The following is a 15133-nucleotide window of genomic DNA, read 5'->3' on the forward strand; positions in this document are numbered from 1 at the left end:
TATACCTTATTTTACATATTGCTTAGCAATAGCCGGATAAACATTCATAAAATTGTTGGCTTTGCCATCTTTATCAAATATGCCTTCCCAGGTGCTTAGCGGTTCCCAGATAAATGAGCCGACAGCTTTATTGCCCGGTGCAGTAAAGGCAATATCATTAACCTCTTTTTTAAGCTGCGAATATTCGGCAACCATTACCTGCTGCGGGTATCTCTTAGCCAAATCGGCCATATTGTTTCTTAAATCCGCAAGGGTTCCGTGCCATTTCGGGTAATAGGACAAACCAATTACATCAAAAGGCACATTGCGTTTAGCCATATTATCTAAAAAGAACCTTGATTCGGCATTTTGCCCACCCAATGCAATGTGCAGCATAATAGTAGTTTTCGGACTAACCAACTTTACGCCCTTTACACCTGCGTAAATCAATTGTGCCAGGCTATCCAGGTTATTGATAGCGCCATCGGGCCATACCATACCATGATTAATTTCATTACCAACCTGTACCATATCAGGCGTGGTACCTTGATCTTTGAGCTTTTGCATCACGTCAACAGTATAATCGTATAGTGATTTTTTAAGCGTTGTAAAATCCTCACCCACCCATGCAGCCGGTTTGTTTTGCTGCTGCGGATCGGCCCAGTAATCGCTGTAATGAAAATCAAGCAAAAACTTCATTCCGGCCGCTTTTATACGTTTAGCCATTTGCTCGGTTTGTGCCAAATCGCAAAAGCCCTTATCTGGCGAATACCCTTTAGGGTTTGCAGGGTTAACAAATATTCTCAGGCGGATATAATTAAACCCATGAGCCTGCATTATGGCAATAGCATCGCTCTGTACACCATTATCAGAAAACTTCATTCCACGGCTTTCCAGTTGGGGTAAAAAAGAAATATCGGCCCCTAAAATTTTATCAGTTACCTTTTTAGGCGTGTATTTATCAGCAGTAACCACATGCGCCACACCCGGCTGCACCGTATGTATTTCGGTAGACCCGGTATACAAGCTATCAGCTTTAGCTTCCAGTTTAATTTTGCCAAGGGTGCGGCCAGCCTGTAATATAATACGGCAGCTGCTGTTGATATTTACATGCCAGGTACTATCGGTATGCGTGAGACTGGCAAAATCACCGGCATCCATTACATTTGTAATTTTGGCATCGCCGGTTATGTGAATGGTTACAGGGATATGGGTATTGAGTACGCTATCGCCATGGCTGTCAATGATTTTTATATTGATCAGTGCCTCATCCTTTCCATCGGCTATCATTGTGGTTTTATAAGGCGTTACCTGTATTTCAGCCGGGACACCCGGAGGCTTCGGCCTTGATCTTCGTCCCTGGGCGTTGATGGAGGTGATGGCGAGCAACATTAAAAAAGAAGCTAATAAGCCACTTTTAAGCTGCCTGCTAAGCAAATTTTGGTTGTATTTTAACATAAGGGTTCTAATTGGTAAGGCTAATTTATAATTTAAAATGTACAACTGACAATTATTTACAAGAGATATCCATTTATATCTGATTTTTTACAATGGGAACAGCCCCTCCTAAATCCTCCCCGGTAGGGAGGACTTAAAAAATAAACGTTTATGACGTTAAAGTCTCCCCTTCCGGGGGAGATTTAGAGGGGGCCAACCAACAAAAAAGCCGCCGCAGGATATTCCCGCAGCGGCTAACCAAATTAACTAAACTATGAACTATGTTACCCCTAACATTATTTACTGGTCTTGTTGCCATACACCGGTAAACCTGCTTACCGCCTGGTAGTCGCTTAAATTAAGATGGCTCTTCCTTAAAGCTGCACTTAAGGTACCGGTTACTGCAATTACTTTAAATTGGTAAGTGGCTATGGTATAAGTGGACAACGTTGGTATAGTAGCCGTTGACACCAGCTGGACAAAGAAATAATGCAACCTTACGGTACCTACATTGGTTTCATAAGCTATTTCGTAATTAAAGTTACCGCTGCCATCTGTAAACTCGTAAGGTAATGGTGCCCATTGATTGGTGTTGTTGCTTGTATTTGGCGTAAAATAAACCAGCACCATACCATCATCCAATACGTTTTGTGTAATGGTAGAAACCGCATTGTCGCAATACCTGGTAAAGTATTCGGTATAACTTGATGGGCTTGTTTGAAACTCATATTGCGAGTTCCATAACCATTGGCTATTGGTAATGGTAAACACGGTAGTTAATACATTCGCATTTCCCGGAGGTCCTTGCGGACCAGCTGGGCCTTGCGGACCGGCAGGACCTTGCAGGTTTAAGGGCACACCCCAGCCACTTGCAGTTTTAGGGCCGTATAACATGTAATTGGTTTTATCTAAATAAAAATCGCCGGTAACACCTATACTGGTAGATGGTGCACCACTACCACTGTATATTTTGCTGCCGGCCGCACCAGTAGCCCCAGTGGCTCCAGTTGCACCGGTAGCGCCTGTTGCTCCTGTAGCGCCCGTGGCACCGGTAGCTCCGGTTGCGCCTACTAATGAAATACCTGTACCCCATCCGGAGGATGTTTTAGGCCCATAAAGTAAGCCCGTAGAAAGATTAATATAAAAATCGCCAATAGCGCCAATTGTACTTACCGGCGTGGTAGTTCCGCTGTAAATAACGCTTCCATTTGCACCATTAGCACCGGCAGGGCCCGCAGGACCAACCGGACCCGTAGCTCCTGTTGCCCCGGTTGAACCGGAAGGGCCAGTAGGGCCTACTGCTCCGTTTTTACTACACGAGGTAAAAAAAATGGCAGTAACCATCAGGATAAACAAATAACTTGTAAAATGCTTCATAAATTTAATGGTTTAAAAAAAGTGATATGTTTTTATGTATTGATTTCTTAAATAAGAATCAAAGCAGCGTTAATCAGGGGGGATTTTTAAACTGATGTAAAATAAGGCAGGAAAAATTATGGCAACAAGAGTAAAAACACGCAAGTGCTATGCGGGAAATACTTGACAATCAAATATTTGAAAATAACTTAATTGTAAATAATGAATTCTTAACGGGGTGTAGAATATTAACTTATAGTCAACGAAATAACTATCCGAAAACCATCAGGGTCTTCAAAAGTGATCCCATTTTTGGCCCAGTAGGGATTTTTGGGAGCAACATTTTTAATGCGATTGGCAATAAACTTATTTTTTAATGCTGTAAACTCATCAACTGAGGCAGCGTAGAACACCAGCAAATCGTCATCATCAGCCTGGTGAAGCGGTGGATAATCAGAAACAGTAAACTCCAGGTGCCAGTCAGCACCGGGCACACCTAAAAAAACGCCATCATAACTTTCATGATTCTTAAATTGGCCCAACACCTTTAAACCCAATATTCTTCCATAAAAATCAATCATCCGGTTCAAGTCCCTGGTATGTCTGGCTATTCTGAATTTCATAATATCCGTAATCACTAAATGCGCTTATAGCCGCAATAAATGCATTTTTCAATCCAAATCCAAATTTTAACAGCTCAACAGTTTATTGCCTTTAAGTAAAATCCCTGTTACACAACAAGCCAACCTGTTAGCAACTATCGTTAGTATTGATGAAACTGATTGCATTAGTTATCTTTGTTATGTATCTACGAAAAAACTATGAAATTTAAAGCAACCCCATATTAAGGATGGATGTGCAAAAATTTATCCAAAGTGGAATTTTGGAAGAGTATTGCCTGGGTCTGCTTAGTGATGAAGAGTCGGCATACCTTATCCAGGTTGCTATGCTTTTCCCTTCCATTAAACGCGAACTAACTGCCATTGAAGAAACTTTGGAAAAGTTTTCTTTAGCTAATGCAATGGAGCCACCTGCGGAGACAAAAGAAAAAATACTGGCATCACTTGGTTTTGCAGATTCGGAAACCTTACCAGATATTGCACAGATGCCAGCCACCGATAAAAATACAGACCCGAAAACCTGGTTAAATGCTGCTGCTCATCTTATACCCGAAAATCCTACAACACCATTTACTTTTCATCAGTTACGCAAGGACGAGCATTTTCAGCAGATGCTGATTATTGCAACAACCCATGTACCCGAAGAAGAACATGATAACTACATCGAAAGTTTTTTTATACTAAAAGGGTATTGTGAGTGTACCGTTGGTAATGATTTTTTTCAACTGGGTCCCGGCGATTTTTTGGAGATCCCTTTAAATGTAAAACATAATGTAAAGCTCACATCCCCCTGTGTGGTTGCCGTTTTACAGTATGAGTTTGTTTAAGGTGCGGCCTTAGCGCTATTTCCATTCCTCTACCTACCCAAATTAAGCACTACATTACCTCTATTACCGACTATAAACCACTAAATTTATAAATAATGTATTGGCTTTAGTTTAATTTAGCAGTTAATACAATACTCCTTTGTACTAGCCATTAAAACCATGAAGTTTATTACAGTCTTAGTTTTTTCTTTGCTTTTTTTTTCAGCAACATGTTTTGCCCAAACTACTATTTACGCTAACCAAATCGGTTTCGATTCGCGCGGACCTAAAATTGCCCTGGTAAGTTTCGACCATCCGCTTAGGCGAAAAACAGTATTCAACCTCGTAAATACATCATCCCACCAAACTGTATTTACCGGGGTATTAAGCGGACCTGAAACCATTGACGAATGGACTCCTGGCAAGATTTATTATCGCGCAGATTTTTCTGCATTTAATAAAGATGGTAAGTATGCCATCACTGTTACTTCCGAAGAACAAACGGTTGCTTCATATCCCTTCATAATTGAGGAAGATGCTTTAGCAAAACTTACCATAAAGTCTATCATCCATTATTATCATAAACAACGCGCCAATACACCCGAAGAGCTGGCGGCCGATGCACACATGAAAATGATAGGGAGCGATAAAACGGTTGATATCCATGGTGGCTGGTGCGATGCATCGGGCGATGTAAGTAAATATTTTTCACACCTGGCTTATGCCAATTTCATGTCGCCGCAGCAAACGCCGCTCGTGGTATGGTCAATGGTAAACACATCAGAAGCTATCCCCTCATTGCTAAAAAAATGGAATGCAAAAGATTCATTGGATAATGAGGCCCTGTACGGCGCCGATTACATGATGAGGGCATTATCAGCCGATGATTATTTCTACATGATTGTCTTCAGCTATTTTAATAAAGATCCTAACGCCCGCCGCATAGTGGGCCTGCATGCCAACAGCGTTACTACCGATGAATATCAATGTGCTTTCCGCGAAGGTGGGGGCATGGGCATAGCAGCCCTGGCACGTATCTCCCAATGGAAAAAGCATGGCGAATATACCTCCAAACAATATCTGGATGGGGCCAAACGAGCCTTTGCCCACCTGTTAAAATACAATACTAAATATGATGATGACGGCAAGGAAAATATAATTGATGATTACTGTGCTCTGATGGCAGCCACTGAACTATGGATAGCGACCGATTCGTCCCTTTATCGTGATGAGGCCCGCAAACGTGCCCAAAATCTCAATAAAAGAATGAGTGCTGATGGTTATTTTATCAGCAATGATACTAACCGCCCCTACTGGCATGCCAGCGATGCAGGTTTGCCTGTTATAGCCTTAACCCGCTACCTGGATAAGGAAAAAGACGAAGCCCTGCGCACGCAAGCTTTAGCCACCATTAAAAAATCATTGGATTATAATCTTGCTGTAACCAATAATGTAAGCAATCCTTTTGGTTATGCACGGCAATCATTTTTATACCAGGGAAAAGTAAAAGACGGCTTTTTCATTCCGCACGATAATGAAACCGGCTGGTGGTGGCAGGGCGAAGATGCCCGTTTAGGTTCGTTGGCCACAGCTGCATTGGTTGGCGGCAGACTGGTTTATACGCAAAAAAACAACTGGGGCGTAAGCGATTCACTGGCAACCTATGCTTCGCAGCAAACATCATGGATACTGGGCTGCAATCCCTACTCTATTTGCTTAATGTATGGCTTTGGTAAAACTAATGTGCCTTACATGCACTCTAACTTTGGGCATGGGTCAGAAGTGGGTGGCGTATCCAACGGTATTACCGGTAAAGAAGGTAATGGCGATGGCAGTGGCATTGATTTTAAAACCGAAGATGCCGGTAATGAGTGGCGCTGGACCGAAGAATGGATCCCACATGCTGCCTGGTTTCTGCAAGCTATAACTGCAATGGCTCAACAAGCAAAAAATTAAGTACAAACCTCATCAGTTAACAATAAGTTTCCTCCACCCTCTTTATTGCTCGCAATAGAGAGGGTGGTCCATCCGCCTAAAGGCGGAGTAGACCGGGTGAGTCAATACGCCAGTGCATTTACGTTGACGCAGCCCGTAGAGTTGACTCATCCCGACGACGCTACGTTGGTCGACCTTCTCTCCGCTTCGCGCAAAGAAGGTAATTATGGCAATTGGGAAACATTTTCTTTAACTTTAACATAATAATCCTGCTTATTTTTGAAGGAGAATTTTTAAAAAGCAATCAGTTTTATGAGCAGTAAAAGAGTAGTTTTTGACTTCGATATAGCATTTACCAATGGTGGCGGCATACAGGGACAGGATTTTCGTTTGGATATTGATGGAGATACCATTACTGATAAGGAACTGGCCGACTATATTGTAAACGACATGCAGCTGCTAATGGTACGCAAGGTAGATATCATTAACAAACACTACATAACCGAAGCACATAAACGCAAGCCCGTTAATTTGAAGGCAGATGAAAAGCTGGTTGATTTAAGCCATACCATATTCGACGGATTAGTTACCTACAAAGGCTTGCCTGCACCTATAATTTGCGATTATCTGAGTCGTGAACAATCAAAAGTCAATTATGAGGAAGGTACAGAATTTCAGATCGGTAAAATAACCATGGTAACCAACACCGGTACTTATATTGATTGCCCCTTTCACCGTTTTGAACATGGAAAGGATCTGTCGGAAGTTGCTTTGGAGCAATTTGCTGATCTGGATGCCGTCACCATTAATGCAAAAGATGCCATTGAAATAGGCAAGGAATATTTTGTTGGTAAAGAGCTACGCAACAAAGCTGTGCTGGTATTTACCAACTGGGCAAAACACTGGAACACTGAGCTGTATTTTGAGAACCATCCTTATTTAACCGGTGAAGCTGCTCAATATTTAAAAGAATGCCAGGTTAAACTGGTAGGGATAGATAGTCACAACATTGATGATACCCGCGGTAAAAGCCGCCCGGTACACACCACATTGCTTGGTGCCGAAATTCTGATCACCGAGCACCTATGTAACCTGGATAAATTGCCCGAAAATGGTTATAAGTTTAATGCCGTGCCACCCAAGTTTAAAGGCGCCGGCACTTTTCCGGTAAGGGCGTATGCCAGTTTAGGATAATTATAGGGGTGTCATGCTGAGGCACTCGAAGCATGTGCGCAAAGGCCATACGCCAATGCATTAACGTTGATGCCCACCCGCGTGCTTCGAGTGCCTCAGCACGACACCTTTTTTAATCTTTCGAACATCCTTAGTTTTAAACTCATCGCTATGATAAAGCCATCCCTATAATTGAAGATTTTGCTACCTTAGTACCAAATGATCTTCGATTTTCGGCTTAAGGTTTTTTATACAGTTGCACAAAGGCTCAGTTTTACCAAAGCCGCTGCCGAACTGTTTATTACCCAGCCTGCCGTTACCAAGCATATTAAAGAACTGGAACATCAGCTCAACGTGCAGTTATTCAGGCGCAATGGCAATACCATCGTCCTGACAAGCGCAGGCAAAATATTGCTTCAGTATGCTGAAAAGATCTTCCAGACCTATACCGATCTGGAAAACGAACTGGCCGGCCTTAACGACGTAGAAGCCGGAACAGTACACATTGGTGCCAGCACAACCGTAGCGCAAACCATTTTGCCTAAAATACTGGCACTCTTTAAAAAGACTTACCCGCTGGTTAATTTTACTTTTATACAGGCCAATACCGATGTGATAACCCAACTGGTATTAGCTGAAAAGATTGATATTGCCATTGTAGAAGGTGCTGCCCATCACCCGCAAATAGCCTATGCACCCTTTGCTAAAGACGAAATTGTGTTGGTTACCCGGGCCAACAATGCACTCTCTAAAAAGGCTGAGATCACCCCAAAACAGCTCTTAAACATCCCCTTAATCCTCCGCGAAGCCGGTTCCGGTACGTTGGATATCATCTTTAATGCACTCAACAAAGTAGGTATCAACCCAAAAGACCTGCAAATAGAAATCCGTTTGGAAAGCAGTATAGCTATTAAACAATACCTGCTGTACTCTGAAACCGCTACTTTCCTGTCTATCCAATCTGTTATAAGTGAATTAAAGTACAACGAGTTGAGTATTATCGAAATTAAAGGGATGGAAATCTTCCGTACTTTTCAGTTCATCCAGCTGCACGGTAAAAACTCCAAGCTTATCGAACTTTTCAAACGCTTCTGCCTTGCCAACTATAACTTAAAGTAATTACCGATTACTATTTATCATTTGATAATGGTTATAATAAGGTTCACCTTTAATCATTAATTCAAACGTATTTATGGAACCTATAACTACTGATATTTGCATTATTGGAGCTGGCCCTGTTGGTTTATTTGCCGTTTTTGAGGCAGGCTTGCTAAAAATGCGCTGTCATTTAATTGATGTTTTACCACAGGTTGGCGGTCAGCTTTCTGAAATATATCCGCAAAAACCTATTTATGATATTCCCGGTTTCCCAACCGTTAATGCCCAGCAATTGGTTGATAGCCTGATGGAACAGATAGAACCCTTTAAACCTACTTTTTCATTAGGCGAACGTGTTAACGAGTTGGAGCAACTGGAAGACGGCTCATTTATAACCATTACCAGCGACGGTACAGTCGTTCACAGCAAGGTGGTAGTAATTGCCGGCGGTTTGGGTTGTTTTGAACCACGCAAGCCTGCTATTGACCGCCTGGAAGAGTTTGAGGGTAAAGGCGTGGCTTACATGGTGAAAAATCCCGAGGCTTATCGTGGCCGCAAGGTAGTGCTGGCCGGTGGCGGCGATTCTGCGTTAGACTGGACTATATTTTTGGCCGATATTGCCGAAGAAGTAACACTGGTACATCGTGGTGATACTTTTCGTGGAGCACCAGACTCTGCCGAAAAGGTATTTAAACTGGCCGAAGAAGGTCGTATCAATCTGGTATTGCAATCCCATATCAAAAGCATTAATGGCAATGGCCACTTGCAGGAAATTGAACTGGTTGATCATAACAATGAGATCTCCATCATCAATACCGATCATTTGATCCCGCTGTTTGGCCTTACCCCAAAGCTTGGCCCAATTGCCGATTGGGGACTTAATGTAGATAAATCGGCCATTATGGTTGATACTTTTGATTATAGCACCAATGTAAAAGGTGTGTATGCTATTGGCGATATCAATATTTATCCCGGCAAGCTAAAGCTGATCCTTTGCGGCTTTCACGAAGCTGCACTGATGGCCCAAAGCGCCTTTAAACAGGTATATCCCGATCAAAAGCTGAGTTTCAAATACACCACGGTTTACGGCGTCAGTGCATTTTAATACAATCGCTCCAAAAAAACAAAAATGATTCATTTAACTATTGAAGACAGGGACGGTACCCGCCGCCCTGTTGAAATACCCGAAGATATAAGCCTTAGCCTGATGGAAGTGCTGAAGGCAACAGATCATCATATTTTAGCTACCTGTGGCGGTATGGCGCTGTGTGCCACTTGCCATGTACAGGTTTTAGAGGGCCCTGAGCAATACTTTCACGCTACCGATACCGAACTTGACCTGCTGGATACCCTGCCCGATGCTGCCCACGACAGCCGCCTGGCATGCCAGTTAAGGATCACGGAGGATATGGATGGGATGGTGTTTAGGATAAAGGGAGAAGAATAGCCTGAACTGGAATTTTTCGAATGAAGGAGTTTTTTGAATTTTTATTCTGAAAATTCGAGTTCCGACTATTCTAATAATTCCTCCTAATCTTCCTACCGGATGTAATTTATGATGTCCTCCAGTTCAGATGGGTTTTTGCGGCTGGCTTCTATTCGTCCAACACGACCCAGAACAAAGGATTTAAACAAATCATTAGGTCCATCCAGATGATTTAATTTCTTCCTTTTGTTGTTAAAAATTAATGCCTGCGGAGTTCTGATAATTCCCCATGGAAATCCCCACCAGCCTAATAATGCGGACTTAATCATAGCATCATTGTTTTGCTTGTCCAGACATTGCGGACAGGCTATTTTAACCTTTTTTCTGTAACTGGTCATAACAATAAAGCTTATAACTGTAGCGGTTATTGTGGCATTTAATTTATCAAATACGCCATTACAAACCGGACAAGGTAAACGACGCAGCAATTCTGAGTATTCCAACAGTTGGGCTTCTGTTATTTTATCAAGTTGCACATCAATTGCTTTAGTAATTTGCTCAGACAGGCCTCGTTCTTTAATAATGGTTTTAACCAGTTCTAAAGCTTCGGGCCTTAAACCGGAAGCTTCTTCGGAAGCAATACGGATTAGCTTTCTATCATCAAATTTTCCATAATTTTTCCGTAATTCCTCAATGCCTGGTTCCATTATTAGTTGTTTTTAAGGTTTAGAATGTATTTATGTGATGTGATTTTATGTTTCTAAAGTACACATTATAAAATAATCACCAATAAAATGTAAAATTAGTTTTTAAATAAAGCGAGCATAACTGATAGTGCGGTTAGTATTTTTTTCATCTTTATAAAAATAAAAGCACCAAACTATATCATGAAGAAAGTATTTTTAATATTACTTGTTATTGTGTTAGCAACCAAACTTACAAAAGCCCAAACCGATTGGAAAAGTTATAAAGTTGATGACAAAATATCCATAAAGCTGCCGATGGAACCTGTGAGAAAAGACGTCAATGATATGACAGTTCTTACTAAGGATTCCTCCGCTTTTTTTGTTACCATACTTGATGCGGGGGTTGATTCTGCCAAAACATCAGAAATTATAAATAAACCCGGCTTTGCAGACGCGCTTAAAAAAGCGATAGTGGATAAAATGCCGGGATTTACTGTTGGTGAGATGACAAGAAGTAGCTGGAAAAGCTATACTGTTTTTCGTGCAGAGGGCATTGATAGTTCAAAAAACTTGAAGCTTTACTTTTGCATGTTATCTATTGGAATCAGATTGTATTTTATGGGTAATGTTGTTCCCGAAAAAAGTAGCAACCATACCGATTTAATAAACCTTTTATCCTTAAATTAAATTGTCAGAACTCGAATTTGTAGAATTAAGGAATATCCAGAATTCAATTCTAATAATTCTTTAATTCTGCAAATTCCGGTTCAGAAGTTAATAATTTCCCCTTAATATTTGCAATTGCATAAGCACTTATATAAATTGCAGTATGAATTTATATCAAAGCCTTGGGTACCTGGTTTTGGGCAGTCGTTTAAGGCGATTGAGCGAGAGCTTTTTGTCCGAAATTAACCGTGCCTACCAAAACGCCGGGATTGATTTTGATGCCAGTTGGTTCCCGGTATTTTATCTCCTATCAAAAAACGATAGCCTTTCTATAAAAGAACTGAGCGAGCAAACAGAGGTATCGCACCCTGCTGCAAGTCAGCTTATTACTAACCTGAAAAAACGTAAATTAGTTACCAGTGTTACCAGTGCCGATGATGGTCGGCGCCAGCAGGTACAACTAACAGATAGTGGCAGGCAACTGCTGCAACAGATATTACCTATGTGGGATGCCGTTCTTTCAGCAATGACGGAACTGGTTACCGAAGATGAAGCGTGTAAGGAATTATTGCCTGCTATCAGCGCACTGGAAAATGCCTTTAAGTCGGTAAATCTTTCTGAAAGGATCAACAATAAACTATCGTCAAAAATAAAATCTGCAGCAAATGAGTAATACCTTTCATTATGGCAGCAGCCATTTAACTATAGGCATTTGCCTTGATATTGCCAAAGGCAAAACCCGCGGTGTAATTGATCATGATGCCTCCGAAAAGATAATTGCCTCTTGGCACGAGGTTGAAAAAATTGTTCATGCACAGCTACCCGTTTATGGCATCAATACCGGTTTTGGTCCGTTGTGCGATACCCGCATTTCTGAGGCTGATACATCTCAACTACAAATCAACCTGTTAAAGAGCCATAGCGTGGGTGTGGGCAAACCCATCCCGCAGGAAATAGCCAAACTGATGCTTATTACCAAGGTACAGGCACTGGCACAAGGCTACTCAGGCATTGCTTTGGAGACGCTTGAACGCATTATCTGGCATATCGATCATGATATTATCCCGGTAGTTCCCGAAAAAGGTTCTGTTGGTGCCTCCGGCGATTTAGCTCCTTTGGCCCACCTGTTTTTACCATTGATAGGCGAAGGCGAAGTATTTGCCAATGGTGCTAAGTTCCGTACAAAAGATGTTTTAACCACGCACGGCTTGCAACCTTTGGCATTGGGTCCCAAAGAAGGTTTGGCCCTCATTAACGGCACCCAGTTTATCCTTGCCTTTGCGGTAAAAGCGGTTGAACGCCTGCAAAATGCTTTAGATGCTGCTGATTTGATCGGTGCTATGTCGTTAGAAGGCTTAATGGGTTCTGCCCGGCCATTTGATGAGCGTTTGCATCAGTTACGTCCTTATAAAGGCAGCAAGCATGTGGCTAAACGCCTGCATACGCTGTTAAAAGAATCAGAGATCTGCAACTCGCATGTTAACTGCGATAGGGTGCAGGACCCCTACTCGCTGCGTTGTATGCCGCAGGTGCACGGTGCCTCGCGTAATGCATGGCTGCATCTTAAAGAGCTTACCGAAATTGAACTGAACTCGGTAACCGATAATCCTATTATTTTTAATGCCGATGATACCATTAGCGGTGGCAATTTCCACGGGCAGCCATTAGCCATGGTTCTTGACTATGCCACCATCGCGACAGCAGAACTGGGCAACATTGCTGATCGCCGCTGTTACCTGATGAGCGAGGGACGGTATGGCTTACCAAAACTACTTACCAGTAATGCAGGCTTACACTCCGGCTTAATGATACCGCAATACACCACTGCCGCGCTGGTTACCGAAAACAAAACCCTTTGTTTCCCGGCCAGTGCCGATAGTGTACCAACCTCTTTAGGGCAGGAAGATCATGTGTCAATGGGTTCTATCAGCGGGCGCAAACTGCACCAGGTGATTGATAATTTGGAGTATATTCAGGCTATCGAGCTGCTTTACGCTGCCCAAGCCATGGATTTCAGGCGACCATTAAAATCAACTCCTGTTGTGGAAGCATTGCACAGTCTGGTACGGCAGGAAGTGCAATTTATTGAAGATGACCGCATTTTTGCGGATGATATTAATAGTTTACATCAACTTATTACCAATGGTTTGCTGCTGGCTACTGCCGGCGATGCTGCCGCTAAACACCAAATCAATTTAAACGATGACGACTTCGGAATTTATTAAAACCTATGCCAGTCACCCGGTGTATAAGGCACCGCGCGGTATGCAGCTGCATGCTAAAAGCTGGCAAACAGAAGCACCTTTGCGCATGCTGTTAAACAATCTGGATGGTGAGGTTGCCGAAAACCCCGACGAACTGGTGGTGTATGGCGGCATAGGCCAGGCAGCCCGTAATCCGGAGGCTTTGCGTAAAATTATTGAACTGTTACTGGAGCTGGATGAGCATCATTCACTGCTGGTACAGTCGGGTAAGCCGGTGGGTATTATCCGCAGTCATCCGCAGGCACCAAGGGTATTGCTCGCTAACAGCAACCTGGTACCCGCCTGGGCCAACTGGGAGCATTTTAACGAATTGCGCGCCAAAGGATTGATGATGTACGGCCAAATGACCGCAGGCAGCTGGATCTACATTGGTACACAAGGCATTTTGCAGGGCACTTACGAAACATTTGTAGAAGCAGGCCGCCAGCATTTTAATAATGATTTAACAGGCAAGCTGATTGTTACTGCTGGTTTAGGTGGTATGGGTGGCGCGCAGCCATTGGCCGCTACCATGGCAGGAGCCGTTTTTTTAGGGGCTGATGTGGATGAAACCCGCATTCAAAAAAGGCTGGATACCAAATACATCGACCGGATGACGCACTCTTACGAGGAAGCTATTGCCTGGGTAAAAGACGCCATGGAAAAAGGCGAAACCCTATCGGTAGGCTTAGTTAGCGATGCAGGCGATATGCTGGAAAAACTGCTGCACGCCAACATCATCCCGGATATGTTAACCGACCAAACTTCGGCACACGATCCGCTGAATGGTTATATCCCTAACGGCTTATCCTTAACCCTGGCATCGGTATTAAGAAAAACTGATCCGGTTGAATATAAAAGATTATCGCTGGCCAGTATGGCACGCCACGTGGGCCTGATGCTGCAATTGCAAAACCGTGGTGCTATCACCTTTGATTATGGCAATAACCTGCGCGAGTTTGCGCGCCAGGGTGGCGAAACCAATGCCTTTAACTTCCCGGGCTTTACACCTGCTTATATCCGTCCGTTGTTTTGCGAGGGTAAAGGCCCGTTCAGATGGGTAGCTCTGTCGGGCGATCCGGAAGATATTTTCACTACCGATCGTGCCCTGATGGAACTGTTTCCTGATGATAAACCACTCATCAAATGGTTAACTAATGCGCAGCAAAAGATAGCCTTCCAGGGATTACCGGCACGCATTTGCTGGCTGGGTATGGGCGATAGGGAAAAAGCAGGCTTGCTATTTAACGAGCTGGTAAAAACAGGCAAGGTAAAGGGTCCGATAGTGATCGGTCGCGATCATTTGGATTGCGGGTCAGTAGCATCGCCCAATCGCGAAACAGAAGCTATGAAAGATGGCTCGGATGCCGTGTCAGACTGGCCATTGTTAAACCTCATGGCTAACACGGCAGGTGGTGCAACATGGGTATCGTTTCATCATGGTGGCGGCGTAGGTATGGGTTATTCGCAGCATGCCGGTATGGTGGTTGTAGCCGATGGTACCGAACGTGCGGCAACCTGTTTAAGCAGGGTGTTGTACAATGATCCGGCTATGGGCATATTCCGCCATGCAGATGCTGGCTATGAAAAGGCACAGGAATGGGCCGATAAATATAATTTGAAGGTATGGTAATTGGAGAGAGGCTGTAATACAGTTAAGTATGGAAGTTGTATGATGTTTGAAAGTTTTTAATTAAATTTCCATCAC

Annotated in this window: 14 protein-coding genes; 10 read left to right on the forward strand and 4 right to left on the reverse strand. The window is 43.1% G+C overall.

All coding sequences use genetic code 11. The annotated features are described in order from the left end of the window. Positions 1-6: 6 nt before the first annotated feature. From JN11_RS11785 to JN11_RS11795, 3 genes are all read right to left on the reverse strand, one after another. Positions 7-1437 carry a glycosyl hydrolase 53 family protein gene (locus tag JN11_RS11785; protein ID WP_144912779.1) on the reverse strand — a complete coding sequence of 477 codons (1431 nt, stop codon included), beginning with the start codon at positions 1435-1437 and terminating at the stop codon, positions 7-9. 279 nt (positions 1438-1716) lie between these two features. Next, a complete protein-coding gene (locus JN11_RS11790; protein WP_144912781.1) occupies positions 1717-2793 on the reverse strand; it encodes a collagen-like triple helix repeat-containing protein in 1077 nt (358 codons plus the stop codon). A gap of 227 nt (positions 2794-3020) precedes the next feature. Continuing rightward, complete coding sequence (locus tag JN11_RS11795; protein ID WP_144912783.1) at positions 3021-3395, reverse strand: VOC family protein; 375 nt, start codon at positions 3393-3395, stop codon at positions 3021-3023. Between the two features lie 227 nt (positions 3396-3622). Between JN11_RS11795 and JN11_RS11800 the strand changes: the two genes are divergently transcribed. The 6 genes from JN11_RS11800 (at position 3623) to JN11_RS11825 (ending at position 9851) form a co-directional block, all read left to right on the forward strand. Beyond that, positions 3623-4219, forward strand: coding sequence for a cupin domain-containing protein (locus JN11_RS11800; RefSeq protein WP_144912785.1), 597 nt, complete (start codon positions 3623-3625; stop codon positions 4217-4219). Between the two features lie 159 nt (positions 4220-4378). Beyond that, complete coding sequence (locus tag JN11_RS11805) at positions 4379-6154, forward strand: glycoside hydrolase family 9 protein (protein WP_144912786.1); 1776 nt, start codon at positions 4379-4381, stop codon at positions 6152-6154. 291 nt (positions 6155-6445) lie between these two features. Beyond that, positions 6446-7327, forward strand: a complete 882-nt coding sequence (locus JN11_RS11810) for a cyclase family protein (RefSeq protein WP_144912788.1) — start codon at positions 6446-6448, stop codon at positions 7325-7327. 198 nt (positions 7328-7525) lie between these two features. After that, complete coding sequence (locus tag JN11_RS11815) at positions 7526-8425, forward strand: LysR family transcriptional regulator (RefSeq protein ID WP_246138997.1); 900 nt, start codon at positions 7526-7528, stop codon at positions 8423-8425. 73 nt (positions 8426-8498) lie between these two features. Beyond that, positions 8499-9509: an NAD(P)/FAD-dependent oxidoreductase gene (locus JN11_RS11820; protein WP_144912789.1), complete on the forward strand. Its 1011-nt coding sequence runs from the start codon at positions 8499-8501 to the stop codon at positions 9507-9509. A 24-nt stretch (positions 9510-9533) separates the two neighbouring features. Next, positions 9534-9851 (forward strand): 2Fe-2S iron-sulfur cluster-binding protein, encoded by a 318-nt coding sequence (locus tag JN11_RS11825; RefSeq protein ID WP_144912791.1) that lies wholly within the window; start codon positions 9534-9536, stop codon positions 9849-9851. A 92-nt stretch (positions 9852-9943) separates the two neighbouring features. Here JN11_RS11825 and JN11_RS11830 read toward each other — a convergent pair whose 3' ends face one another. Continuing rightward, a complete protein-coding gene (locus JN11_RS11830) occupies positions 9944-10537 on the reverse strand; it encodes a hypothetical protein (protein ID WP_144912793.1) in 594 nt (197 codons plus the stop codon). A gap of 180 nt (positions 10538-10717) precedes the next feature. Between JN11_RS11830 and JN11_RS11835 the strand changes: the two genes are divergently transcribed. From JN11_RS11835 to hutU, 4 genes are all read left to right on the forward strand, one after another. After that, positions 10718-11203, forward strand: a complete 486-nt coding sequence (locus JN11_RS11835) for a hypothetical protein (RefSeq protein WP_144912795.1) — start codon at positions 10718-10720, stop codon at positions 11201-11203. Between the two features lie 142 nt (positions 11204-11345). Further along, entirely contained in the window at positions 11346-11855 is a 510-nt protein-coding gene (locus JN11_RS11840) for a MarR family winged helix-turn-helix transcriptional regulator (RefSeq protein ID WP_144912796.1), read from the forward strand. Further along, entirely contained in the window at positions 11848-13407 is a 1560-nt protein-coding gene (gene hutH, locus JN11_RS11845) for a histidine ammonia-lyase (RefSeq protein ID WP_144912798.1), read from the forward strand. The genes JN11_RS11840 and hutH overlap by 8 nt, the downstream gene beginning before the upstream one ends. Next, positions 13385-15058: a urocanate hydratase gene (gene hutU, locus JN11_RS11850; RefSeq protein ID WP_144912799.1), complete on the forward strand. Its 1674-nt coding sequence runs from the start codon at positions 13385-13387 to the stop codon at positions 15056-15058. The genes hutH and hutU overlap by 23 nt, the downstream gene beginning before the upstream one ends. Positions 15059-15133 lie beyond the last annotated feature (75 nt).

The sequence above is a fragment of the Mucilaginibacter frigoritolerans genome, from assembly GCF_007830615.1.
Classification (GTDB): domain Bacteria; phylum Bacteroidota; class Bacteroidia; order Sphingobacteriales; family Sphingobacteriaceae; genus Mucilaginibacter; species Mucilaginibacter frigoritolerans.

Excerpts from the sequence above, each read along its gene's own strand:
- JN11_RS11785 (WP_144912779.1), bottom strand. The coding sequence starts at position 1,437 with ATGTTAAAATACAACCAAAATTTGCTTAGCAGGCAGCTTAAAAGTGGC.
- JN11_RS11790 (WP_144912781.1), bottom strand. The coding sequence starts at position 2,793 with ATGAAGCATTTTACAAGTTATTTGTTTATCCTGATGGTTACTGCCATT.
- JN11_RS11795 (WP_144912783.1), bottom strand. The coding sequence starts at position 3,395 with ATGAAATTCAGAATAGCCAGACATACCAGGGACTTGAACCGGATGATT.
- JN11_RS11800 (WP_144912785.1), top strand. The coding sequence starts at position 3,623 with ATGGATGTGCAAAAATTTATCCAAAGTGGAATTTTGGAAGAGTATTGC.
- JN11_RS11805 (WP_144912786.1), top strand. The coding sequence starts at position 4,379 with ATGAAGTTTATTACAGTCTTAGTTTTTTCTTTGCTTTTTTTTTCAGCA.
- JN11_RS11810 (WP_144912788.1), top strand. The coding sequence starts at position 6,446 with ATGAGCAGTAAAAGAGTAGTTTTTGACTTCGATATAGCATTTACCAAT.
- JN11_RS11815 (WP_246138997.1), top strand. The coding sequence starts at position 7,526 with ATGATCTTCGATTTTCGGCTTAAGGTTTTTTATACAGTTGCACAAAGG.
- JN11_RS11820 (WP_144912789.1), top strand. The coding sequence starts at position 8,499 with ATGGAACCTATAACTACTGATATTTGCATTATTGGAGCTGGCCCTGTT.
- JN11_RS11825 (WP_144912791.1), top strand. The coding sequence starts at position 9,534 with ATGATTCATTTAACTATTGAAGACAGGGACGGTACCCGCCGCCCTGTT.
- JN11_RS11830 (WP_144912793.1), bottom strand. The coding sequence starts at position 10,537 with ATGGAACCAGGCATTGAGGAATTACGGAAAAATTATGGAAAATTTGAT.
- JN11_RS11835 (WP_144912795.1), top strand. The coding sequence starts at position 10,718 with ATGAAGAAAGTATTTTTAATATTACTTGTTATTGTGTTAGCAACCAAA.
- JN11_RS11840 (WP_144912796.1), top strand. The coding sequence starts at position 11,346 with ATGAATTTATATCAAAGCCTTGGGTACCTGGTTTTGGGCAGTCGTTTA.
- hutH (WP_144912798.1), top strand. The coding sequence starts at position 11,848 with ATGAGTAATACCTTTCATTATGGCAGCAGCCATTTAACTATAGGCATT.
- hutU (WP_144912799.1), top strand. The coding sequence starts at position 13,385 with ATGACGACTTCGGAATTTATTAAAACCTATGCCAGTCACCCGGTGTAT.